Origin of the sequence: Streptomyces sp. CB02366, from assembly GCF_001905905.1 — a bacterium.
Classification (GTDB): Bacteria; Actinomycetota; Actinomycetes; order Streptomycetales; family Streptomycetaceae; genus Streptomyces.
Genome location: NZ_LIVT01000004.1, coordinates 496690 through 519524, shown reverse-complemented (window position 1 = coordinate 519524; position 22835 = coordinate 496690). Strand labels below are relative to the sequence as shown.

Below are 22835 nucleotides of genomic sequence, written 5' to 3'. Positions count from 1 at the left end.
CCCCCGCCCGGAAGGGCGAGGGGCCGCGAGGTGCGCGTCGGGGATCAGCCGCGCTGGATGCCCGTGGTGTCCTGCAGGACGCCGCGGCGGCCGTCCTGCGTCTGGGCGATCAGGCTCTGGCCGCGCTGCTCCACCGCGAGGTACCAGGTGCCCGGCGCCAGTTCGGCGATCGGGTTGGGCGAACCGTCCTCGCCGTACAGCGGGCGGGCCACCGGAACGGCGAACCAGAACGGGGCGAAGTCGCCCGCCGGAGCCGCGCCGCCCTGCGAGGGCTGCGGAGCCTGGGCCTGCTGCGCCTGCGCCTGCGCCGGGTCGCCCTGGGCGGGCTGACCCTGCTGGGGGCCGCCGGGGTAGCCGTAGCCCTGGCTCGGCTGCGCGCCGTACGGCTGCTGCTGGGCGCCGGGGTAGCCGTAGCCCTGACCGGGCTGCGCGCCGTAGGGGGCCTGGCCGCCCTGGACGCCCTGCGCCGGGCCGGCCGGGCTGAGCAGCGGGGCCTTGAGGAACGGCACCAGCGGTCCGGCGACCGCGCCCGCGGCGAGCACGATGGCGGCGAGCAGGCCGAGGATCAGGCCGGCGCCCGCGTTGCTGATGTCGAGGATCGTCCAGAAGGCGGTCCACAGGGCGAAGACCGAGAGCGCGGCGCCGAACTGGCCGAGGTCGAGCCAGGCCACCTTGCGGCCCGGCATCGCACGGCTGACGACCACCAGCGCCGCGGCGATGACGCCGGCGAGGAAGACGCTCATCAGGAGGCCGAGCGAGTCCCAGGCGTTGGGATTGTCGATCTTGGAGCAGTCGATGCCCTGCGGGCAGTAGCTGGAGTAGTCGAGGAAAGAGGCGATGAACAGCACGACCGCTGCTCCGATCACCACGCCGTCACCTCGAGTGAGGGATCGGATATTCACGTGAAGGTCCTTAGTCGGTCGTCTCGTCGGGGCGGTCGTCGCTGCCGCCGGTGCGGCTCGAAGCTCGGGAGCGGCTCCCCATCGTACGGATGAATCTATCGTCTGGCCGGGCGGGTTGCCCCCGAACCCGGATCGTGATCGGGTATCCCCCCGATATCCCCGCAGAACTACCCCTTCAGATAACTGCTGACGCCATCGGCCATCCCCTGGGCCGCCTTCTGCCGCCAACTCTCGCCCGTGAGCAGCGCGGCATCCTGCGGGTCACGCATATTGCCGCATTCCACGAACACTTTGGGCACGGTCGACAGATTCAGTCCGCCGAGATCATCACGGGTGACCAGACCGGTCTTTCCGCCGACGTAATTGGAGGGCGCGCTTCCGGTCGTGCGGGCGAAGTGCCCGGCGATCCTCGCGCCGAGATCGGCCGAGCTTTCCACGATCGCCGAGGTGTCGGCTCCACCGCCCTTCACCCGGGCGGGCAAGATCACGTGGAAGCCCCGGTTGCCCACGGCCGATCCGTCGGCGTGCACGGAGACCACCGCGTCGGCCTTCGCCTCGTTGCCGATGCGGGCCCGCTCGTCGATGCACGGCCCGAACGGGCGGTCCGCGTCGTGCGTCAGCAGCACCCGGGCCCCCGCCGACTCCAGCAGCGCGCGCAGCCGGCGGGAGACGTCGAGGGTGAACCGGGCCTCGGCGTAACCGTCGTCCGTGGACGTGCCGGTGGTGTCGCACTCCTTGCGGCCGGTGCCGATGTCGACCTGCTCGTTGATCTCCCGGGTGCGGTCGCGGTTGCCGGGGTTGTGCCCCGGGTCGATCACCACGGTCCGGCCGGTGAGCGGCCCCGCGGGCAGCGGCCGCGCCGAAACGGAGGCCGGGGCGGAGACGGAAGCGGAGGGGAGGGGGGAACCCGCGGGCCCCGAGGGGGCGGGGGAGGCGGCGCCCGCACCGGGCCGGGGCGGGGTGGCGCCGGCCCTTTCGGATTCCGGGCCGCCACCGCATCCGGCGGCGGTCAGGCATACGGCGGCCAGCGCGGCGGCCGCGGTCAGCGGCCGGGCGCGGCGGGTGGGGGGAGGGCTGTCGTCGTACGGCACGCGGCGATGCTACCCAGCCGGGCCGCGGGCCCCTCGGACACCGGCCCCCGGTGCGGCGCGCCGCACCGGGCGGCTCGGCGTCCGGCCGTCGTGCGCCGTACCGGGTGGGCCCGGGGGGCTCAGACTCCGGCGCCCGTGCGGCGCAGCACGCGCAGCGAGTCGGTGGCCGACACCTCGGTGAACGCCCCGGAGTCCAGTGCCCGCCGGTAGATCCGGTACGGGGCCTGCCCGCCGTCCGCCGGGTCGGGGAAGACGTCGTGGATCACCAGCAGGCCGTCCTGGACCACATGCGGAGCCCAGCCCTCGTAGTCCGCGTTCGCGTGCTCGTCGGTGTGCCCGCCGTCGACGAAGACGAGCCCGAGCGGTCCGCCCCACACGGCGGCGACCTGCGGGGAGCGGCCGACGATCGCCACGATGTGGTCCTCCAGACCGGCCCGGTGCAGGGTGCGGCGGAACGTCGGCAGGGTGTCCATCAGCCCGACCTCGGGATCCACCACGCTCGGGTCGTGGTACTCCCAGCCCGGCTGCTGCTCCTCGCTGCCCCGGTGGTGGTCCACGGTGAGCGCGACGACCCCGGCCGCCCGTGCCGCGTCCGCGAGGAGGACGGCGGACCGGCCGCAGTACGTGCCCACCTCCAGCAGCGGCAGCCCGAGCGCACCGGCCCCGGTCGCCGCCGCGTGGAGGGCGAGCCCCTCGTGGACCGGCATGAAGCCCTTGGCGGCCTCGAACGCGGCGAGGACCTCCGGCGCGGGCCCGGCGGAACCGGTGGGCCCGGCGGCGGAAGCGGAAGCGGCGGCGGACTCGGCGGTCACGGGGTTCCTCCAGGTGGCGCGGGGCGGCTCAGGGGCCGGTCGACGGCGACCCATCGTGCCGTACGGCCCGGCCGGCGCTCTCGGCGGGGGCCCGGGGCGCGGGCGGGGGGCCCGGCCGGGCGTCCGCACTGCTCGCCAGGAGCACCGGGTGCGCGGGGGGGCCGCCGGGCGGGCAGGAACGCCGCGAGCACCAGGCCGACCAGCACCGCGCCGGTGGCGATGAGGAACGAGATCCGGAACCCCTCCATGGAGGGCGCCCGGACCGCTCCCACGGCCACCGAGGTGTCGGCCAGCACCATGCCGATGACGGCGCTCGACACCGAGGTGCCGATGGACCGCATCAGGGTGTTGAGACCGTTGGCCGCACCGGTCTCCGAGGGATCGACGGCCCCGATGATCAGGGCGGGCAGCGAGGAGTAGGCGAGGCCGATGCCCGCGCCGAGCACCACCGCGATCAGCACGGTCTGCCAGGCGGCGGAGAGCAGGCCGAGCCCGGCCCCGTAACCGACCGCGATGACCAGCATGCCGAGCATCAGCGTGGCCTTGGGGCCGCGGCGGGCGGAGATCCTGGCGTACAGCGGGGCGACGAACATCATCGTCAGGCCCAGCGGGGCCACGCAGAGCCCGGCGACCACCATGGACTGCCCGAGGCCGTATCCGGTGGACGTGGGCAGTTGGAGGAGTTGCGGCAGGACCAGGGAGACCGCGTAGAAGGCGACTCCCACCATGATCGAGGCGAGGTTGGTGAGCAGCACCTCGCGCCGGGCGGTGGTGCGCAGATCGACGAGCGGCGCGGGGGTGCGCAGTTCGAACAGGCCCCACAGCACCAGGGTGACCAGGGACGAGGCCAGCAGCCCGAGCGTCGTCGCCGAGGACCAGCCCCAGTCGCCGCCCTTGGTGACCGGCAGGAGGAGGAGGACCAGGCCGAGCGAGAGTCCGAGGGCGCCGACGACGTCGAAGGAGCCGGGCGCGCGCAGCGGCGGTTCGGGGACGAAGGCGTACGTGAGCGCCATCGCGAGCAGGCCGAGCCCGGCCGAGCCGAGGAACAGGGCGTGCCAGTCCGCGTGTTGGGCGACCAGGGCGGCGGCGGGCAGGGCGAGGCCGCCGCCCACCCCGATCGACGAGCTCATCAGGCCCATCGCCGAACCGAGCCTCTCGCCCGGCAGTTCGTCGCGCATGATGCCGATGCCCAGCGGGATCGCGCCCATGGCGAAGCCCTGGAGCGCACGGCCGGTGATCATGACGACCAGATCGTCGGTGGAGGCGCAGACCAGCGAGCCGGCCACCATGACGGCCAGCGAGGCGAGCAGCATGCGCCGCTTGCCGTACAGGTCGCCGAGCCGTCCCATGATCGGCGTCGAGACGGCCCCCGCGAGCAGGGTGGCCGTCATCACCCAGGTGGCGTCGGCCGGGGACGTGTCCAGCAGGACCGGCAGATCCTTGATGACCGGGACGAGCAGGGTCTGCATGACCGCGACGGTGATGCCCGCGAAGGCGAGCACGGGGACGAGGGGGGCGGAGCGCGTTCTCGACGGGCCGGGAAGCTCCCCCGCGTGCCGTATCCGTTGCGTCCTTCGCATGTGCGGGGCCTCCCGGGCAGCCGTCCGGCACCCGGGCTCCCCCCACGTGCGTGCAGGGTGAACACTTCTGGGGGGCGTTCTGTTCCGCGGGAGCACCACCGCTTCCTGACCCCCCGTCAGCGGGCGTGAGCCCCCGGGGCGTGGAAAGCGGCGGTTCCCGGCGTCACTTCTTCGCGTCGCCGTCGCCGTCCCCCTCGGCGCCGGTCGTACGGGCCGCCGCCGCGCGGCGCAGATGGCGGTGGCGGGAGGCCGGCTGGTTGCCCAGCTCCTCGCCGACCATGGCGCGCACCGCGTCGCGCACCCCGCGCAGCCCCTCGCTGCGCTTGGGCCCGCCGCCCGGGTCGGTGCGCAGCTCGCGCAGCAGGGACCAGCAGAGGAAGAGCATCACCACGACGAAGGGCAGCGCCACCAGGATCGTCGCGCTCTGGAGCGACTGGAGCCCGCCGGCCACCAGCAGGGCCGCCGCGACCGCCGCCATGAGCAGGCCCCAGGTGACGACGAGCCAGCGCCGGGGGTGCAGGGCGCCCCGACTGGTCAGCGAGCCCATGACCAGGGAGGCGGAGTCCGCGCTGGTGACGAAGTACATCATGATCAGGACCATCGCGACCCAGGCGGTCACCGCACCGGCCGGCAGGGCCTCCAGCATCGCGAACAGCGTCGCCTCCGTCCCCTCCTTCGCCTTCTCCGCCATGTCGACGACGCCCGTCTCCGCGAACCGGATGCCGGTGCCGCCGAGCACCACGAACCACAGGGCGGTCGCCCCGCTCGGGATGAGCAGCACGGCGAGGAGGAACTCGCGGATCGTGCGGCCCTTGGAGATGCGGGCGATGAAGGTGCCGACGAAGGGGGCCCAGGACAGCCACCACGCCCAGTAGAAGATCGTCCAGGCGCCCAGCCAGTCCTGGCCGCCGAAGGCGCCGGTGCGCGACGCCATCGGGAGGAGCTGGTGCAGGTAACCCCCGACCGAGGACGGCAGCACGTCCAGGAGGTAGACGGTCGGGCCGACGAAGAAGACGAAGACCATGAGGACCGCCGCGACGACGAGGTTGATCGAGCTGAGCCACTTCACCCCGCCGTGCAGACCGGTGAAGGCGGAGATCACGAACGCGACGCTGAGCACGGCGATGACCACCAGTTCGACGCCGGTGCTCTGGCCGACCCCGGCCGTCAGATCGAGCCCGATGGCGATCTGCAGGGCGCCGAGCCCCAGGCTCGTCGCGGTGCCGAAGACCGTGGCGAAGACGGCGAGCAGGTCCAGGACCTTCCCGAAGGCGCCGTTCGCCCGGCGCTCGCCGATGAGGGGCACGAACACGGCGCTCAGCCGGTTGCCCCGGCCCTGGCGGAAGCTCGCGTATCCCAGGGCCAGGCCCACGATCCCGTAGATCGCCCACGGGGTCAGCGTCCAGTGGAAGAAGGAGTACTCCATGGCGGTGCGCGCGGCCCCGGCCGTCTGCGGCTCGGCTCCGCTGAAGGGCGGCGGGGCCAGGTAATGCGAGACGGGTTCCCCGACGCCGTAGAAGATCAGCCCGATGCCCATGCCGGCGCTGAACATCATCGCGATCCACGAGAAGTCGGAGAACTCCGGCGGCGAGTCGTCCCTGCTGAGCCGGATCTGGCCGAAGCGGCTGAAGGCGATCACCAGGCACAGCACCAGGAACACGTCGGCGGCGATGACGAAGAGCCACGCGAAATTGTCGAGCACCCAGGGGAGGGCCGCGTTCGAGGCGCTTTCGAAGGAGTGCTGTCCGAGGGCCGCCCACAGGACGATCCCGATGACGCCCAGTACCCCGAGCGCCACCACCACCCGGTCCGGCGAGGAGTCCGTCCCGGGCGCCGCACCGGAATCGGAGTCCGGGGGGCCGGAGGGGGGCTGGCCTGGGGGCACGTGGGCGCTCTCCGTACTCATAGCGCACCACTATGGTGGCGTACGCGGAGTTATGGGGCATCTGCCACGCCGACGGCCGGTGTCCGGGCCCGGGCGCCGACGTCCGACGACCGGCGGTCGAGGCGCGGCCCGCTCGTGCGATGCCCGATGTACGGGCCGCGCACCGCCTGGGAGCATGGCGCCCATGCCCGATGTCTCCACACCTGTCTCCGCCCCGCCCGCCGCCTCCCGAATACGCCCCGGCGCCTGGGCCGTGGTGCTCGCCGCCTGCACCGGCCAGTTCCTCGTCGTCCTCGACGTCTCCGTCGTCAATGTGGCGCTGCCCTCCATGCGCGCCGACCTGGGGCTGAGCGCGGCGGGCCTCCAGTGGGTCGTCAACGCCTACTCGATCGCGTTCGCCGGGTTCATGCTCCTGGGCGGGCGGGCCGCGGACATCTACGGGCGCAAGCTGATGTTCCTCGTCGGGCTCGGCCTCTTCACCGCCGCCTCCCTCGCGGGCGGCCTCGCCCAGGAGGGCTGGCAGCTCCTCGCGGCCCGCGCGGCCCAGGGGCTCGGGGCAGCCGTCCTCGCCCCCGCCACCCTCACCATCCTCACCGCCGCGGTGCCCGAGGGGCCGGCGCGGACCAGGGCGATCGGCACCTGGATGGCGGTCGGGGCGGGCGGCGGAGCGGCGGGCGGCCTCATCGGCGGGGCCCTCACCGACGCCCTCTCCTGGCGCTGGGTCCTTCTGATCAACGTGCCCGTCGGCGCACTCGTCCTGCTCGCCGCCGGCTTGTGGATCACCGAGGGGCGGGCGGGCGACCGCCGCCGCATCGACCTCCTGGGCGCGGTCCTCGTCACCGCCGGCCTCGCCGCCGTCGCGTACGGCATCGTCCAGACCGAGGCCGAGGGGTGGGGGGCCGCCGCCACCCTGGTGCCGCTGTTCGCCGGGCTCGCCCTGCTCGCCCTCTTCGTCCTGGTCGAGGCACGGACCGCCGTCCCGCTGGTCCCGCTGCGCGTCTTCTCCGTACGGGCCGTCTCCTCGGCCAACGCCTCGATGCTGCTCATGGGTTCGGCGACCTTCTCCATGTGGTACTTCATGACCGTGTACGTCCAGAGCGTCCTGGGGTACACGCCGCTGGAGGCCGGTCTCGCGCTGATGCCGACCTCGGCCGCCGTCGTCATCGGCTCCAAGCTGGCCCCCCGCCTCATGGTGCGCACCGGGGCGAAGAGCCTCGCCGTCGCCGGGGTCCTGATCACCGCCGCGGGGTTCGGCTGGCAGTCCACGATGGGCGTGGAGGGCTCCTACCTCACCGCGATCTGCCTGCCCGGCGTCCTGATGATGGCCGGGGCCGGGCTCGCCTCCACCCCGCTCGCCGCGCTCGCCACCTCCGGCGCGGACCCGGCCGACGCCGGACTCGTCTCGGGCCTGGTCAACACCTCCCGCACGATGGGCGGCGCCCTGGGACTCGCGGTCCTCTCCACCGTCGCCGCCGCGCGCACCGCGGGCTCCGGGGACGCGGCCGAGGTCACCGCCGGGTACGCCATGGCCTTCCGCACCGCGAGCGGCGTGCTGCTCGCCGGGGTGGTCGTGATGCTGCTCTGGCTGCCGAACCACCGGGCGTCGCGCACCTCCTGACGGCGGTCCGCGTATCCGCCGGGGCACGGGCGGCGTACGCGGGAGGGCCCGGACCGGCTGTCCGCCGGTCCGGGCCCTCCCGGTCGAGCCGTCCGGTACCGCCGGTACCTCTGCCCGGGTCCGCCGCGCGGCTCAGGCCGCCCGGGCCTCGTCCTCGGCGGGCCGGCGGTGGCGGCCGTGCGGGCGCACCGGCGCGGTCTCCACCGACGCACCCCCTCGGTGCTTTCCGGAACCACCGCTCACGGCCCCCTGGCCGACCCCCCTCGGGTGCTGCTGGGTCATCTCGCTTCGGGCTTCGGACATCTGGGAAGTCACCCCGTCGTGATCGCTTGCTTGTGTCGCACGTACGTCTGCCGCGAGCCCCGCCACCGCAGTCCGGCGCGGTCACCGCCGGTGCCCGCCCGGTACGGTCGCGCAGCCCACGCGCCGAATTCAATCAGGTCGAGCGGCCCCGCGCAGAGGCGCCTGCCCCAACGGAACGGGCTTACACACCACAGGAGCGGCGACGGCGGCGGACGGTTCCGTTCCGTCCTCCCCGTCACCCGCGCGACCGGTCACGGAGGAGGGTTCCACGTCCTCGGGAGCCTCCAGCATCGCCACGCCGCAGGACGTCGCCGCGTTGGCGTACGGAAGACGCAGCACCCCGTCCCGGCTCCAGTATCCGGCTCCCGGCGTCCATCCCAGCGGGGCGGCGAACTGGTGCAGCCGCCGGCCCGCCGGACGCCACACGCCCACCCAGCTGCCCGGGGCCCCGTCGATCCGCAGCGCCACCGCACAGCTTTCCGGCATCAGCATCTGACCGGGCTGCACCGCGAACGGCGTCACCACCGCCTCCGGGAGGCGCAGGCACTCGGGGAACCTGACCGGCAGACAGCTCCCCAGCACCCCCCAGCCGAGCCGGTCGTGGCCCGGGGCGTCGGAACGGATCAGCAGCAGCCCGCTGTCGGCGTCCGCGAGCAGCAGCCGGTCGTCGCTCTCCGGCGCGATCTGGAGCAGCGGCGTCACCTCGCCCCGCCGCCCCAGGTCGACGGCGACCGCCTTCACGGGACCTCCGCCCGGGACCCGCCGGTCCAGCGCCAGCATCCGGCCCTCCCGGTCCAGCCACGTCCCGCCCGAGCAGTGGCCGGGAACCCGCGCGACCTCCTCGGGGCCGAACGCGCAGCCCGCCACCAGCCAGAGCGACGACTCCCGGTCCCCGGCCGCCAGCGCGTACACGCACCGGCCGTCCGGGGAGGGCGGCAGCAGCACCATCTCCGTGCGCTCGACCGCGCCCAGCAGGAGTTCTCCGGTGCCGGGGCCGGTCGGGTAGAGCAGCGAGAACGTCTGCCGGTCCGCCACGCGCCGCCGGATCAGCACCCGTCCGTCGGCGAGCGGGGCCACCTCGGAGTCCGGTTCCTCGGGCTGGTCGAGGGGGAGGGGCACGGCGTACGGCTCGGGCCCGTCCAGCGTCCACCGCTCCGGATACCAGGACCGCCCGCCCGGCGGACCGGGGGCCGCGGTGAGCCTTGCGGCGTAGGAGCCGTCCGCGGTGAGCGTGAGGCTCCCGGGGCACGGTGCGCCGCCGCTCCGCGGGGCGCGGGGCGCCTCCGGGCCGGTCCCCGCGCGGGGCGCCGGACCGGTCTCGGCGCCGGGTTCCGTTCCCGGCCCCGCACCGGGTTCCGCCCCCGGCCCCGGGTCGGGCTCCGGGCGGGAACCGGCCGGGCCGGAACCCGCGGGGGGCCGGGCTCCGGGGTCCTCCGGGGGATCGGACCCCGGCGGTACGGACTCCGGCCGGGGCTCCGGGCCGGGGCGCGTTCCCCGTTCCGGTACGGGTTCCGCCGTCGCGGCGGCCCCGGCGGATCCACCCTCGATGGCACAGGCAGTCATGGACTGGTCACCTCCGGCTACGAAAGGTAGTTTTCGCACGTCCAGCCGGACAACACGAGTCACCCGACTTCACACATAAGGGTGGCGATGCCCGGATTCTCCGGTGGGAGGAGGGGTGGGTGTGCTGATGAGCGGGGCCGCGATTAAGGTAAGGCAGCCCTCACCTTCACTCGTGTCACCACGCACGTACACGAACCACCTGGAGCACGTGATGTCCCTCCGTCCCCGCGGTACCGCCGCAGTAGCCCTGGCCGTCGCGGCGGCCCTCTCCCTGTCGGCCTGCGGTGGCGGTGGCGGCGGGGAAGCGGACGCGGCGAAGTCCGACGGGGGCGGCGGAAAGAAGGCCGCCGTCGCCACCGGCGGCAAGGACTTCGCGGACGCCGCGAAGAAGACGGCGGCCTACGGCACGGACGCGAAGGCCGGGGAGTTCCCCCGTACGGTCACCCACGCCATGGGGAAGACCGAGATCAAGGCCGCGCCCAAGCGCGTCGTCGTGCTGGACGTCGGCGAGCTGGACAACGTCGTCTCGCTCGGCCTGAAGCCGGTCGGTTACGCGCCGAGCGAGGGCGACGCGGCCCTCCCCTCCTATCTGAAGAAGGACGCGGGCGACCCGAAGAGCGTCGGCACCATCAACAGCCTCAACCTGGAGGCCATCGCGGGCCTCCAGCCGGACCTGATCCTCGGCAGCCAGCTCCGCGCCGCGGACAAGTACGACGAGCTGTCCAAGATCGCCCCCACCGTGTTCTCCATCCGCCCCGGCTTCACCTGGAAGGAGAACTACCTCCTCAACGCCCAGGCCCTGGACCGTACGGAGCAGGCGGAGACGGCGCTCGCCGCGTACGAGGAGAAGGCGGAGAAGCTCGCCGAGGACATCGGCCCCGACAAGCCGACCGTCTCGATGGTCCGCTACATGCCCGACCGGCTCCGGCTCTACGCCAAGGCGTCGTTCATCGGCACGATCCTTCAGGACGTCGGCCTGCCGCGGCCGAAGAACCAGCAGATCGACGACCTCGCCGCCGAGATCAGCCCGGAGCGGATCGACGAGGCGGACGCCGACTGGATCTTCACCGGCGTCTACGGCGACCCGAAGGCCACCCAGCGCGACACCGCCCGCTCCAACCCGCTGTGGAAGAACCTGAAGGCCGTGAAGGAGGGCCGGGCCAAGGACGTCTCCGACGAGACCTGGTACCTGGGCCTCGGCGTCACCGCGGCCGGCCTGGTCCTCGACGACCTCCGCGCCGACCTGGTGAAGTGACGCCCGGGCGAAGTGACGCCCGAGTGAGGTGAGGCCCCGCCGGTGCGGCCCGTCGGGGCGAGGCCCCCTTGCCGGTGTCCGGGGCCGCGGCGGGCCCCGGGGCGAGGACGCGTGTCCGGCCGCCGGACCCGGAGCACAGGCTCGGTCGCCGGACCCGGGGCACGGGCCCGGCCGCCGGACCCGGCGTACAGGACCGGCGGCCCCGGGCGGCCGGCCGTCCCGGACAGGTAGCCTTTCCCCCGTGCCCCGTCTGTCTGAAGTCATCGCCGCCCTCGACGCCCTCTGGCCACCCGAGCGGGCCGAGGGATGGGATGCGGTGGGGACGGTCTGCGGCGACCCGGACGCGGAGATCGACCGGGTGCTGTTCGCCGTCGACCCGGTCCGCGAGATCGCCGAGGAGGCCAGGGAGCTCGGCGCCCAGCTGATCGTCACCCACCACCCGCTCTATCTGCGCGGGACGACGACGGTCGCCGCCGACACCTTCAAGGGCCGGGTCGTCCACACCCTCATCAAGCACGACATCGCGCTCCACGTCGCGCACACCAACGCCGACACCGCCGACCCCGGCGTCTCCGACGCCCTCGCCGGAGCCCTGGACCTGCGCGTCACCGGCCCCCTCGTGCCGGACCCCACCGACCCGCACGGGCGGCGCGGCCTCGGCCGGATCTGCGAACTGGACCACCCCGAGACCCTGGCCGCCTTCGCCGCGCGCGCCGCGGCCCGGCTCCCCGCCACCGCGCAGGGCATCCGGCTGGCCGGCGACCCGGAGGCGCTCGTCCGCACCGTCGCCGTCAGCGGCGGTTCCGGCGACAGCCTCTTCGACGCCGTGCGCGCCGCGGGCGTCGACGCCTTCCTCACCGCCGACCTGCGCCACCACCCGGCGTCCGAGGCCGTGCAGCACTCGCCGCTCGGCCTCGTCGACGCCGCGCACTGGGCCACCGAGCAGCCCTGGTGCGAGCAGGCGGCCGCCCAGCTCGACGCGCTTTCCGACCGCCACGGATGGGGCCTGCGGGTCCACGTCTCGAAGCAGGTCACCGATCCCTGGACCACCCACCATTCCTCTGGAGCCCCCAACTGAACGCCGCGCCCGCCGACCAGATCCGACTTCTCGACGTCCAGGCCCTCGACACCCGGCTCGCCCAGCTCGCCCACAAGCGGACCTCGCTGCCGGAGCACGCCGAGATCGAGCAGCTCGGCAGCGACCTCGCCCAGCTGCGCGACCTGCTGGTCGCCTCCACCACCGAGGAGAGCGACACCGCCCGCGAGCAGACCAAGGCAGAGCAGGACGTGGACCAGGTGCGCCAGCGCGCCGTCCGCGACCAGCAGCGCCTGGACTCCGGCGCCGTCTCCTCGCCCAAGGACCTGGAGAGCCTCCAGCGCGAGATCGCCTCGCTCGCCAAGCGCCAGGGCGATCTGGAGGACGTGGTCCTGGAGATCATGGAGCGCCGGGAGGCCGCCCAGGAGCGCGTCACCGAGCTGACCGAGCGGGTTTCCGCCGTCCAGGCCAAGGTCGACGACGCCACCGCCCGCCGTGACGCCGCCACCGCCGAACTGGACGCCGAGGCCGCCACGGTGGCCAAGGACCGCCGGGTCGTGGCCGAGGCCGTCCCCGCCGACCTGATGAAGCTGTACGACAAGCTCCGCGCCCAGCAGGGCGGGGTCGGCGCCGCCCGGCTCTACCAGCGCCGCTGCGAGGGCTGCCGGCTGGAGCTGAACATGGCCGAGGTCAACGAGGTGAAGGCCGCGTCCCCCGAGACGGTCCTGCGCTGCGAGAACTGCCACCGCATCCTGGTCCGCACCTCGGAGTCGGGCCTGTAATGAGCGTCGCCCGCTCCGTGGTGGTCGAGGCCGACGGAGGTTCCCGGGGCAACCCGGGCCCTGCCGGCTACGGCGCGGTCGTCATCGACCCGGCCACCGGCGAGACGCTCGCCGAGGCCGCCGAGTACATCGGCGTCGCGACGAACAACGTCGCCGAGTACCGGGGTCTGATCGCCGGTCTGACCGCCGCGAAGGCGCTGTTCCCGGACGCCGGGGACGCCCTGCGGGTCCACGTCCGGATGGACTCCAAGCTCGTGGTCGAGCAGATGTCGGGCCGCTGGAAGATCAAGCACCCCGACATGAAGCCCCTGGCGGCCCGCGCCGCCGCGATCCTGCCGCCGTCCCGGGTGACGTACGAGTGGATCCCGCGCGCGCAGAACAAGCACGCCGACCGGCTCGCCAACGAGGCGATGGACGCGGGCCGCGACGGACGGCGGTGGGAGGCGTCCGCCTCGACCGCCGCCCTGGACGCCCCGACCGCCCGCACCGCGAGCATCCCGCCCTCGGGCCCGCCCGGCGACCAGGCGGCGGGGGCGGCCAAGGCCCGCGCGGTGCTGGCGGCGGCCCGGGGCGCGGCGGCTCCGGAGGGGCTCTTCCCGCTGCCGGAAGCCGGGGAGCCGGACGGGGCGGCCCCGGTCGCGCCGTCGCCCGTACCGCCCGCATCCGGGCCGGCCGGCCCGGCACCCCTACCGCTCGCGCCCGCGTCCCGGCCGGACCAGGCGGTCTCCGGGCAGGACCCGCAGGGGAGGCCCGGCGCCCCGCTGGAGACGGCCGGTACTCCGCAGACCGGCTGGGGGTCCGCGCCCGACCTGGGGGCTCCCGCCACGCTCGTCCTGCTCCGGCACGGTGAGACCGCCCTCACGCCCCAGAAGCGGTTCTCCGGCAGCGGCGGCACCGACCCCGAACTGTCCGCCACCGGTCGCGGTCAGGCCGAGCGCGCGGCCGAGCACTTCGCCGCCCTGGGCGCGGTCCAGGAGATCGTCAGCTCCCCGCTGCGCCGCTGCCGCGAGACCGCCGCCGCCGTCGCCGCCCGCCTCGGCCTGGACGTCCGCGTGGACGAGGGGCTGCGCGAGACGGACTTCGGAGCGTGGGAGGGCCTGACCTTCACAGAGGTACGGGAGCGGTACGGCGACGACCTCACCGCCTGGCTGGCCTCCCCGGAGGCCGCCCCGACCGGCGGCGGCGAGAGCTTCGCGGAGGTGGCCGAGCGGGTCGCCGCGGCCCGGGACCGGATCGTCGCCCGGTACGCGGGCCGCACGGTCCTGACCGTCACCCACGTCACCCCGATCAAGACGCTCGTCCGGCTCGCCCTGGGAGCACCGCCCGAGGCGCTGTTCCGGATGGAGCTGTCGGCCGCCTCGATCTCCACGGTCGCGTACTACGGCGACGGCAACGCCTCCGTACGCCTGCTCAACGACACCTCGCACCTGCGTTAGGGGGAACGCGGGTGGGCTGGTCGACGGAGCTGCTCGGGTTCGCCACCGGGCTCCTGATCTCCGTGGTCACCGCGCCCGTGGGCGTCTCGGGCGCGGTGTTCCTGCTGCCGGCCCAGATCAGCGTGCTCGGAGTGCCCAGCCCGGCGGTCACCCCGACGAACCTGCTCTACAACGTGGTGGCGGGCCCCGGCGCGCTGATGCGGCACCACCGGGCCGGCACCCTGCGGGGACCGCTCACCCGGCTGCTCGTCCTCGGCACCGTCCCCGGCGTCGTCGTGGGGGCGGTGATCCGGGTGTTCGCGGTGCCGGGCCCGGCGGTGTTCCGGCTGCTCATCGCCGTCCTGCTGCTGCCGCTGGGGGGCTGGCTCTGCCTGCGCACCCTGCGCCGCGAGTCCCGCCCGGCCGCCGCACGGGAGCCCTCGCCCCGCGCCGTCACCCGGCTGGCCATGGCCGTCGGCGTCGCCGGGGGGATCTACGGGATCGGCGGCGGATCGCTCCTGGGTCCGATCCTGGCCGGGCGCGGCGTACCGATGTCGAAGGTGGCCCCCGCCGCGCTCGCCGCCACCTTCGTGACGTCGGTGGTGGGCGCGGGGACGTACGCGCTGCTGTCCCTGACCGCCCCCGGCGACATCACGCCCTACTGGTCCCTCGGCCTGGCCTGCGGTCTCGGCGGCCTCTGCGGGGGCTATCTCGGCGCCCGCCTCCAGCCGCGTCTGCCGGAGACCGCGCTGCGGCTGCTGCTGGGGGTGCTGGCGCTGGGCGTCGGCGGGCTCTACGCCGTACAGATCCTGCGCTGAGCCGGCCCGGCCGGGGGCTCACGGGGGCGTGGGGGCGGGCGCCCGGCGCAGGCGTACCGGTCACCCGGCGAGCGCCGCCGCCTCCGCCGCCAGACGGGCCACCCGGTCCCAGTCCTTCGCCGCCACCGCGTCGCCCGGCACCATCCAACTGCCGCCCACGCACCCGACGTTGGGCAGGGCGAGATAGGAGGGCGCGGAGGCGGCCGAGATGCCGCCGGTCGGGCAGAACCGGGCCTGGGGGAGCGGGGCGGACAGCGCCTTGAGGTAGGCCGTGCCGCCCGCCGCCTCGGCCGGGAAGAACTTCATCTCGGTCACCCCGCGCTCCAGCAGGGCCACCACCTCCGAGGTGGTCGAGACGCCCGGCAGGAACGGCACGCCGGACGCCTTCATCGCCTCCAGCAGCACATCCGTCCAGCCGGGGCTGACGAGGAACCCGGCCCCGGCGTCGACCGTGTCCCGCACATGCTGCGGCGTGAGCACCGTGCCCGCGCCCACCACCGCGCCCGGCACCTCGGCGGCCATGGCCCGGATCGAGGCCAGGGCGGCGGGCGTCCGCAGCGTCACCTCGATCGCGGGCAGCCCGCCCGCCACCAGCGCCCGTGCCAGCGGCACCGCGTCGGCCGCGTCGTGCAGGACGACGACGGGGACGACGGGCGCGAGATCCAGGACGGAGGCGTCGGAGGGGGCGGCGGGCGCGGAAGGGGAGGTCATGGGGCCATCCTGCCGGGAGCGGGTCAATATCTGCAACGAGCGTTGCGCAGGATGCAATGGTGAGGTGGGCGGGGCGGAGATCAGTGGATCTCCGTCACCACCACGTCCAGCGACCACGGCCGCCCGGCACGCGCGGGGGCCTCGGCCTCCACCGCGTACCCGAGGTCCCGCAGCGCCTCCACCAGCTGCGCCGGGTTCCCGGGCCGCGCACCGGCGATCAGGAGATCGCGCACCAGCCTGCCCTTGGTCGCCTTGTTGAAGTGGCTCACCACCGACCGCTTCTCCACACCGTCCACGATCTGCGCGTGGAGCACCCGCACGCTCGCCGTCCGCGACGCCACCTCGCCCTTCGGCTTCCACGCCGCCGTGTACGCGGAGGAGCGCAGGTCCAGGACGAGCCCGTTCCCGGCCGCCTCCGGCAGCACGGTCTCCATCGGGGTGCGCCAGTACGTCCCCAGCGCGCCGAGACCGGGCAGCTTCACGCCCATCGAGCAGCGGTAGGGCGGAATCCGGTCGCCGATCCGGACCGCGCCCCACAGCCCCGAGAAGACCAGCAGCGACTTCGCCGCCCGCCGCCGGGCGTCCGCCTCCAGCGAGGCCAGGTCGAGCGCGTCGTACAGGACCCCGGTGTACAGCTTCCCGGCCGGCCGGGTTCCGGCGGTGCGCAGCTCGGCGTTCTTCCCGACCTCGCCCGCCAGGCCCACGCTCAGTCCCAGCACCTCCCGGGCCTTCTCCTCGTCCGCCTGGCACAGCTCGACCAGCTCGTCCAGCACCGCCGCCCGGGCCGGGGCGAGCCCCGGCAGCGACAGCGACTCCTGCTTCAGGGGAGCCCCGCGCCCCGAGGCGGCCTTTCCTTCGGAGGGCGGCAACAGCACGAGCACGGCGGTTCTCCTTCATACGTACGGCGAGCGCGGATCCGGGGGCGTGCGGGCTCGCCGGGTCCTCGGCAAGGGTACGGGGGTCTACGCGGCCGGCGGCGTCCGCTCGGCCGGGCCCGAACGCTCGCCCCGTTGCGGGCCGCCCGGTCGCGGAGGCGCCCCCCGGGTGAGCGCGGCGACCATCGCCCCCGGGTCGTCCGCGTGGAAGCGGAGAGTCCGGGCGCTCCCGTGCCGGCCGAGCGGCCGCACGAACTCCACCGGCTCCGTCAGCTCCACGCTCACCGTCGTCCCGCTCCCGACGGCCAGATCGAGCGTTCCCTCCTCGTCCACCCGCACCAGCCCTCCGTCGGTGAAACGCCGCTCCACCCGCGCGGAGGCGATCACGGCGGCCGGCGCCCGGAGGTCGAACAATGCCCCGTACCGCAGCCGCAGCGCACCGTCCGCCGCCACCACGTGGGGCCGGGTCTCACAGGCCGCGTGCAGGGCGAGGACGAGGAGGATCCCGTACACGCCGACCACCAGCACGATCGCGTGGACCAGCGGCCAGGGGACCACCAGCGCCAGCACCACGGTCTCCACGACGGAGACGAACAGGAAAGCCCCCATGATCCAGGACTGCGGCTCGGTGTACGCGAACGGCCGGGCGCCCGCCGGGAGCCGATGGCGTCGGCGCAGAAGCCACAGCCCGAGACTGTGCATCGCCCGGAACTCGTGCACCACCAGCCGCCGCACGCCCACCGGCACCACGGCGCGCAGCGCCGCCACTCCAGCCTCGCACCGCCTGTCACCGGCCCGCCGCCGGTCGGTGTACAGGGGCCGCATGGCGTGGACCTCCAGCGCGAGCATTCCCACGACCAGCGCCTCGGCCCCGAACAGGACGGCCCCCGGAATCCGCACCCCCGCCACGAGGCAGACCGCCAACGCCAGTTCGCCGGGCAGCACCGCCCACACCGCGATCCGCGCCACCCGCGGCCCCGTCATTCTTCCCGCGCTCACGGCCTCCCCCTCCTCCGCACCCGCTCGGCCAGTTCCTCCATCACCCGGCGCACCACCTCGCGCTGCGCGGGCGGGTGGTCGTCGAGCAGCACCCGCCCCACCCCCGTGGCGGACGGCTCCCCCTCGGGGATGACGGCCAGGACCTCGTCCGGTACGGCGGCTGCCAGCTCGGCCGCCAGGAGTGCGATCCGGGGGTCGTCCACCCGGGCCCCGTCCAGCTCGTCCAACCGCTCGTACAACCCGAGCAGGGCCGGGTCCTCGGCCAGCGGCCGCAGCGCCGCGAACACCGCGGCCCCGGCCTCGTCGCCCGCCGCGTCCAGCAACGCCAGATGCTCGCGGTCCTTCGCGGCGGCCGGGGAGGTGGTGGCGGGCGCGTGGTCCAGCAGCGCGGCGAGGGCGGGGGAGAGCGGCCCGTCCGAGGTGAGCGGCGCCTCCAGCAGCACGGCCAGCACCTGCCGCCGCTCCTGAATCGCCCGCTCCTGCCGCGCCAGATCGGCGTCCAGCTCCGCGAGCACCTCGCCCAGCTCCCGCCCCGCGTCATCGGCGAGCACGTCCCGCACCTCGTCGAGCGAGAGCCCGATCTCCGTCAGCCGCCGGATCCGGGCCAGCAGTACGGCATCGCGGACGGTGTACGCCCGATAGCCGTTGGCCTGCCGGGCGGGCTCGGGCAGCAGGCCGATGTGGTGGTAGTGCCGGACGGCCCGGGAGGTGACTCCCACGAGCGCGGCGACCTCTCCGATACGCATGCGGCCAGTAGAAACGTTGACGTTGCGACAAGGTCAAGCGGCGCGTTCCTTCCCGCGCTTTGGTCCACGCCGAGCGGTCCTGTGCCACGATCGGAAGAAGAATTCCCCTCTCACGGACGGCTGGTCCCCCGATGCCCGAGTCTGGCGAGCGACCGAGGAAGGAGCGTGACATGACTGCCATGGCGCACGAGCCGCTCACGCAGGCAGAAGTCCTTCTGGAGGGCTTCCTGGCCCTGGACACGCCGGAAGGCTTCCGGGCCGAGCTGATTGAGGGGGAGATTGTCGTGACGCCGCCGCCGGACGGGGACCACGAGGACTACATCGGGCTGATCGTCGACCAGGTGGCCAGGCGCGCCCGAACGCGCATGCAGTTCTCCGGAAACAAAGGGCTGAAACTCCGCAGCGGCGGTGGCTGCCCGAAGAACCACGCCATCCCCGACGGCACCTTTGCCCCGCTGGAGCTCCGCCTCTTCCGCGGCGCCGACCCCTGGATGCCCTGTGAGGGCGTCGCCCTCGTGGTCGAGGTCACCTCCACCAAGCCGCAGGCCGACCGCGAGGCCAAGCGCCGCTGCTACGCGCGCGGAGGCATCCCGCTCTACCTGCTCATCGACCGGGACGACAGCTCGGTGACGCTCTTCAGCGACCCGGAGCGCGACGACTACCGCCAGCACCTCACGATCCCGTACGGGAAACCGCTCCCGCTCCCCGAGCCCTTCGCCTTCGACCTGGAGACCGGCGACTTCGGCTGAGGGGCGCCGACAGGGCTGTCGGCCGGTACAGCCGGGCAGGATGGCGATCACGGCAGACGAGCCGTGCGGACGGCCGCGTGAGGATCCCCGGATCCTCCCGAGGAACGTCCGGGCTCCACAGAGCAGGGTGGTGGCTAACGGCCACCCGGGGTGACCCGCGGGACAGTGCCACAGAAAGCAGACCGCCCGTGACTCCGGTCGCGGGTAAGGGTGAAACGGTGGTGTAAGAGACCACCAGCGCCTGAGGTGACTCAGGCGGCTAGGTAAACCCCACTCGGAGCAAGGTCAAGAGGGGTCGTGCCAGGAACGGGACGGCTCTGCGTGAACGTTCGAGGGCTGCTCGCCCGAGTTCGCGGGTAGACCGCAGGAGGCCGGCAGCAATGCCGGTCCTAGATGGATGGCCGTCTCCCCGGCCGCCGCGAGGCGACCGGGCGACAGAACCCGGCGTACAGCACGGCTCGTCTGCCGCCAACGGGTTCAGGCGCCATACGCAGATGGCTGCCAGCAAATACAGCCCTACCAACAGCCCCGATGGGCTCCTGGAGCATCTGCTCAGCTCGGCTCGGCTCGGCCCGGGACAGCGGTCGGCAAGCACCTCATACAGCAATGAAATTGCAACGTGCAAGCGAATAAAAGGTTGTGCACGTGTTTGGTGTCTTCCAGGACACAAGTCCATCACAAAGGCCGCTCGTGGGGCCGGATTCGAACGTGATTGCCGGGATTTTTGCAAGATCGTCTTGTCGGGTGTCATGGAAAGGTCAGGCCAGCGGGCGTTGATCCTGCCCCTGCGTTTCCCTTCTTCATCCTTTGTGTGGACCCTCGGCCTCCGGTGTCGTCCGGACGGCCGGAGACGTCCAGCTGTGTGAACAGAACGCGAGTGGTCCGTTCGATCCCGAACGGCGGGGCCCCATCACCCGGTGCCGCTCTACCCAAGAAGTGCCGCCCTGTTCCGGGTGCGGCTCTGTATCCCCTGTCGAGAGGGCACTCCATGGCCGACGAAATGGTGCGTCAAGCCCAGGTATTCATCAACCGTACATACGGCGCTCGAATCGGGATGACCGTCGAGGAAAACGGGCAGACCGGCTGGAACACCATGTACGCCCTGACTCGCGCGCTCCAGTACGAGTTGGGTATTACCAGTCTGTCGAACAGTTTCGGCCCCGCCACCCTGGCGGCCATCGCCGAGAAGTACGGCAAGATCGACGCCTCCAACGTGCCGTCCGCGGACTTCTGCCGGATTCTCCAGTCCGCCCTGTACTGCAAGGGTTACGACGGCGGCGGCATCGACGGCACGTACAGTGCGCGCGTTCAGCAGTCCGTCACCGAGCTCAACGCCAACATGGGGCTGAGCACGGTGTATCCGGGCAGTGCGCTGTGGCCGAAGGTCATCAAGGGCCTGTTCAACATGGATGCCTATGTGACGATCAGCGGCGGCTCCAGTGCTGTTCGTTCCGTCCAGCAGTGGCTCAACGGCCAGTATGTGCTGCGCAAGGACTTCTACGTCATCCCCTGCGATGGGCACCACTCGCGGGACGTCGCCAAGTCGATGCTCTTCGCCGTCCAGTACGAGATCGGGATGGCGGACGGGGTCGCCAACGGTGCCTTCGGTCCCGGCACCCAAGCCGGTCTCAAGTCGAACACGTTGTCGGTCGGTAGCTCCGGCAACTGGGCGCGGCTCTTCACCGGTGCGATGATCCTCAATCAGCGTTCAGTCGCCTTCGGTAACTTCACCAGCGCGGTTTCCACCGCCGTACAGAGCTTCCAGTCCTTCGCGAAGCTCTCGGTCACGGGCAAGGGCGACTTTCCCACCTGGGCCTCCCTCCTCGTCTCCTACGGCGACCAGAGCCGCAACGGCGAAGCCTGCGACGGTGTCACCAAGATCACCGACGCTCGGGCAGCCACGCTCAAGGCTGCCGGTGTGAAGTACATAGGCCGATACCTCACCAACCCCAGCGCCACCTCACTCCCCGAGAAGGCCATCCAGCCGGGCGAGTTGGCCACCATCGCCGCGAACGGCCTGCGCTGTTTCCCGATCTACCAGACGTACGGCCGCGACGCCGCGGGATTCAACTACGCGGCCGGACGGGCGGCCGGACAGGCTGCCGCCAACGCGGCCCTGGACCATGGTTTCAAGCCCGGCGCCCGGATCTTCTTCGCCGTCGACTTCGACGCGCTCGACCACGAGGTGACGTCGAGCATCCTGCCGCACTTCAAGGGCATCGTGGACGCGTTGGCCGCGGACGGCGGGCGCTTCGAGGTCGGGGTGTACGGACCGCGCAACGTCTGTACCCGGGTCGGCCAGGCCGGGCACTCCACCGCCTCGTTCGTCTCCGACATGTCCTCCGGCTTTTCCGGGAACTTCGGCTACCCCCTGCCGGCGGACTGGGCGTACGACCAGATCGTCACCCGCACGGTCGGATCGGGCGCCGGGGCCATCGAGATCGACGTCAACATCGCTTCCGGCCGCGACACCGGCCAGGGTTCCTTCAACGCGCCGCGGCCGCCACGCCCCGACGTCGCCTTCGACGGGACCTTCCTCAACGCGCTCCACGATGACCTCAGCCGCTACATGCGCAGCATCGGCTTCGAGGACGACGGCGGGACCGGCCCCGACGCCCGCCTCTTCACCCACACCCAGTGCTTCGAGACGATCATGTCGCACGACGCGCAGACCACCCAGCTGTCCCGTACGTACAACATGCGCAAGGCGCTGATCCAGACCTCCGCGTACTGGGAGATGCGCCATTACGACCTGATCGACCAGGGCGTGGACCACCAGGTCGCCTCGTACCACCTCAACGGCATCGGCATCGTCAAGGACTCTTCGACCGGGATCGGACAGATCAGCGGCGAAGTCGGCATCCGCGCCTGGAACCACTGCATCGACAAGGGCTTCGTCACCGGCACCCGTACCGACCCGACCAAGGACGCCGACATCTGGGCCATGTGGCAGAAGGTCAACAAGGACAACGCCTTCACCATGAGGTCCGTGCCGCTGGTCCACCTGTGGGGCGTCGCGGGCAAGCCGGGAGGCAAGAACCCGCCGAGCGGCGAGACCACCCTGCGGACCATGAGTCTGGACTACACCGAGGGCGAGATCTTCGAGATCATCCGCCGCTACCAGGGCTGGGGCACCCAGGCCGAGGCCGACGCAGCCAAGCGGATGGCTCTGTACCACATATTTGAGAAGTACAACAACCTTGTCCGGCAGCTCGCCGGCGCGTGAGATGGTCGCCATGACCTCCTCGTATCCTGCGGCTCTGCCCCTGCTGCTCGGCATCGTCATCGCCGGTGTGACCGCCGTCGGACTCATCGGATACGGCTTCCAGACGATCGGCAGGGGCGGCCGGAAGGCCGTGGCTCTCGCCGGCGCCGCACTCACCGGTGCCCTGGCCGCACTCTGCTACGCCTGGGGCCTGGGATCGCTCTTCCTCGACGAGAGCGGTACCGCCCAGGCCTGCCAGGACGCGAACCCCTCGCTGTACGGGCAGGTGAGCGGTTACGAAGTGTCCTACCTGCCGCCTGCCCTCAACTGCCGGATTCCGTCGGGTGGTTCCTACACGGCAGCTGTCCCGGACTTTCTTGCGCCCGTGATGACGGGCTGCGCGGTGATCGCGGTGACGTTCGTCCTGATCGCCCTCACCGAAAACCGCCGCACCACCAGACCTGAGCACCCTGAGAAGAGGAACACGTGA

At 72.9% G+C, this 22835-nt stretch carries 18 protein-coding genes, 1 other RNA gene and 1 pseudogene; 10 read left to right on the top strand and 10 right to left on the bottom strand.

The window, feature by feature from the left end; all coding sequences use genetic code 11:
• Positions 1-44: 44 nt before the first annotated feature.
• The 5 genes and pseudogenes from AMK24_RS16645 to AMK24_RS16625 form a co-directional block, all read right to left on the bottom strand.
• Entirely contained in the window at positions 45-902 is an 858-nt protein-coding gene (locus tag AMK24_RS16645; RefSeq protein ID WP_073769516.1) for a DUF5336 domain-containing protein, read from the bottom strand.
• 167 nt (positions 903-1069) lie between these two features.
• The gene (locus AMK24_RS16640) at positions 1070-1993 is read right to left on the bottom strand and encodes an N-acetylmuramoyl-L-alanine amidase (protein ID WP_073769515.1); all 924 of its coding nucleotides are present in this window, start codon (positions 1991-1993) and stop codon (positions 1070-1072) included.
• Between the two features lie 119 nt (positions 1994-2112).
• Positions 2113-2700 carry a class I SAM-dependent methyltransferase gene (locus AMK24_RS16635; protein ID WP_242435181.1) on the bottom strand — a complete coding sequence of 196 codons (588 nt, stop codon included), beginning with the start codon at positions 2698-2700 and terminating at the stop codon, positions 2113-2115.
• A 101-nt stretch (positions 2701-2801) separates the two neighbouring features.
• Positions 2802-4385 (bottom strand): annotated as a pseudogene (locus AMK24_RS16630) (MFS transporter).
• A 163-nt stretch (positions 4386-4548) separates the two neighbouring features.
• A complete protein-coding gene (locus AMK24_RS16625; protein ID WP_073769513.1) occupies positions 4549-6291 on the bottom strand; it encodes a BCCT family transporter in 1743 nt (580 codons plus the stop codon).
• Positions 6292-6445: 154 nt separating this feature from the next.
• Between AMK24_RS16625 and AMK24_RS16620 the strand changes: the two genes are divergently transcribed.
• Positions 6446-7888: an MFS transporter gene (locus tag AMK24_RS16620; protein ID WP_073769512.1), complete on the top strand. Its 1443-nt coding sequence runs from the start codon at positions 6446-6448 to the stop codon at positions 7886-7888.
• 432 nt (positions 7889-8320) lie between these two features.
• On the opposite strand, the gene AMK24_RS16610 is transcribed toward AMK24_RS16620, so the two are convergent.
• Positions 8321-9754, bottom strand: a complete 1434-nt coding sequence (locus AMK24_RS16610; RefSeq protein WP_073769510.1) for a hypothetical protein — start codon at positions 9752-9754, stop codon at positions 8321-8323.
• A 211-nt stretch (positions 9755-9965) separates the two neighbouring features.
• On the opposite strand from AMK24_RS16610, the gene AMK24_RS16605 reads away from it, so the two are divergent.
• From AMK24_RS16605 to AMK24_RS16585, 5 genes are all read left to right on the top strand, one after another.
• Complete coding sequence (locus AMK24_RS16605) at positions 9966-11009, top strand: ABC transporter substrate-binding protein (RefSeq protein ID WP_073769509.1); 1044 nt, start codon at positions 9966-9968, stop codon at positions 11007-11009.
• 241 nt (positions 11010-11250) lie between these two features.
• On the top strand, positions 11251-12087 hold the full coding sequence (locus tag AMK24_RS16600; RefSeq protein ID WP_073769508.1) for a Nif3-like dinuclear metal center hexameric protein: 837 nt from the start codon (positions 11251-11253) through the stop codon (positions 12085-12087).
• On the top strand, positions 12084-12827 hold the full coding sequence (locus tag AMK24_RS16595) for a zinc ribbon domain-containing protein (RefSeq protein ID WP_199876443.1): 744 nt from the start codon (positions 12084-12086) through the stop codon (positions 12825-12827). The genes AMK24_RS16600 and AMK24_RS16595 overlap by 4 nt, the downstream gene beginning before the upstream one ends.
• Positions 12827-14263, top strand: coding sequence for a bifunctional RNase H/acid phosphatase (locus AMK24_RS16590; RefSeq protein WP_073769506.1), 1437 nt, complete (start codon positions 12827-12829; stop codon positions 14261-14263). The genes AMK24_RS16595 and AMK24_RS16590 overlap by 1 nt, the downstream gene beginning before the upstream one ends.
• An 11-nt stretch (positions 14264-14274) precedes the next feature.
• Complete coding sequence (locus AMK24_RS16585; RefSeq protein ID WP_073769505.1) at positions 14275-15060, top strand: sulfite exporter TauE/SafE family protein; 786 nt, start codon at positions 14275-14277, stop codon at positions 15058-15060.
• Between the two features lie 60 nt (positions 15061-15120).
• On the opposite strand, the gene eda is transcribed toward AMK24_RS16585, so the two are convergent.
• The 4 genes from eda to AMK24_RS16565 form a co-directional block, all read right to left on the bottom strand.
• A complete protein-coding gene (gene eda, locus AMK24_RS16580; protein ID WP_073769504.1) occupies positions 15121-15771 on the bottom strand; it encodes a bifunctional 4-hydroxy-2-oxoglutarate aldolase/2-dehydro-3-deoxy-phosphogluconate aldolase in 651 nt (216 codons plus the stop codon).
• A gap of 80 nt (positions 15772-15851) precedes the next feature.
• On the bottom strand, positions 15852-16652 hold the full coding sequence (gene yaaA, locus AMK24_RS16575) for a peroxide stress protein YaaA (RefSeq protein WP_073769503.1): 801 nt from the start codon (positions 16650-16652) through the stop codon (positions 15852-15854).
• Between the two features lie 81 nt (positions 16653-16733).
• Positions 16734-17630: a hypothetical protein gene (locus tag AMK24_RS16570; protein ID WP_073769502.1), complete on the bottom strand. Its 897-nt coding sequence runs from the start codon at positions 17628-17630 to the stop codon at positions 16734-16736.
• Between the two features lie 11 nt (positions 17631-17641).
• Entirely contained in the window at positions 17642-18391 is a 750-nt protein-coding gene (locus tag AMK24_RS16565; protein WP_073769501.1) for a MerR family transcriptional regulator, read from the bottom strand.
• 179 nt (positions 18392-18570) lie between these two features.
• Between AMK24_RS16565 and AMK24_RS16560 the strand changes: the two genes are divergently transcribed.
• From AMK24_RS16560 to AMK24_RS16545, 4 genes are all read left to right on the top strand, one after another.
• On the top strand, positions 18571-19140 hold the full coding sequence (locus tag AMK24_RS16560; RefSeq protein WP_073769500.1) for a Uma2 family endonuclease: 570 nt from the start codon (positions 18571-18573) through the stop codon (positions 19138-19140).
• A 57-nt stretch (positions 19141-19197) separates the two neighbouring features.
• Positions 19198-19605, top strand: an RNA gene (rnpB, locus tag AMK24_RS16555) — RNase P RNA component class A.
• Positions 19606-20128: 523 nt separating this feature from the next.
• Positions 20129-22366, top strand: coding sequence for a glycoside hydrolase domain-containing protein (locus AMK24_RS16550; RefSeq protein WP_073769499.1), 2238 nt, complete (start codon positions 20129-20131; stop codon positions 22364-22366).
• Between the two features lie 10 nt (positions 22367-22376).
• On the top strand, positions 22377-22835 hold the full coding sequence (locus tag AMK24_RS16545) for a hypothetical protein (RefSeq protein ID WP_073769607.1): 459 nt from the start codon (positions 22377-22379) through the stop codon (positions 22833-22835).

What these genes read in the sequence shown, in the direction of transcription:
- AMK24_RS16620 (WP_073769512.1), top strand. Translation starts at nt 6,446, where the DNA reads ATGGCGCCCATGCCCGATGTCTCCACACCTGTCTCCGCCCCGCCCGCC.
- AMK24_RS16625 (WP_073769513.1), bottom strand. Translation starts at nt 6,291, where the DNA reads ATGAGTACGGAGAGCGCCCACGTGCCCCCAGGCCAGCCCCCCTCCGGC.
- AMK24_RS16635 (WP_242435181.1), bottom strand. Translation starts at nt 2,700, where the DNA reads ATGCCGGTCCACGAGGGGCTCGCCCTCCACGCGGCGGCGACCGGGGCC.
- AMK24_RS16560 (WP_073769500.1), top strand. Translation starts at nt 18,571, where the DNA reads ATGGCGCACGAGCCGCTCACGCAGGCAGAAGTCCTTCTGGAGGGCTTC.
- AMK24_RS16610 (WP_073769510.1), bottom strand. Translation starts at nt 9,754, where the DNA reads ATGACTGCCTGTGCCATCGAGGGTGGATCCGCCGGGGCCGCCGCGACG.
- eda (WP_073769504.1), bottom strand. Translation starts at nt 15,771, where the DNA reads ATGACCTCCCCTTCCGCGCCCGCCGCCCCCTCCGACGCCTCCGTCCTG.
- AMK24_RS16550 (WP_073769499.1), top strand. Translation starts at nt 20,129, where the DNA reads ATGGCCGACGAAATGGTGCGTCAAGCCCAGGTATTCATCAACCGTACA.
- AMK24_RS16590 (WP_073769506.1), top strand. Translation starts at nt 12,827, where the DNA reads ATGAGCGTCGCCCGCTCCGTGGTGGTCGAGGCCGACGGAGGTTCCCGG.
- AMK24_RS16545 (WP_073769607.1), top strand. Translation starts at nt 22,377, where the DNA reads ATGACCTCCTCGTATCCTGCGGCTCTGCCCCTGCTGCTCGGCATCGTC.
- AMK24_RS16570 (WP_073769502.1), bottom strand. Translation starts at nt 17,630, where the DNA reads ATGACGGGGCCGCGGGTGGCGCGGATCGCGGTGTGGGCGGTGCTGCCC.
- AMK24_RS16565 (WP_073769501.1), bottom strand. Translation starts at nt 18,391, where the DNA reads ATGCGTATCGGAGAGGTCGCCGCGCTCGTGGGAGTCACCTCCCGGGCC.
- AMK24_RS16605 (WP_073769509.1), top strand. Translation starts at nt 9,966, where the DNA reads ATGTCCCTCCGTCCCCGCGGTACCGCCGCAGTAGCCCTGGCCGTCGCG.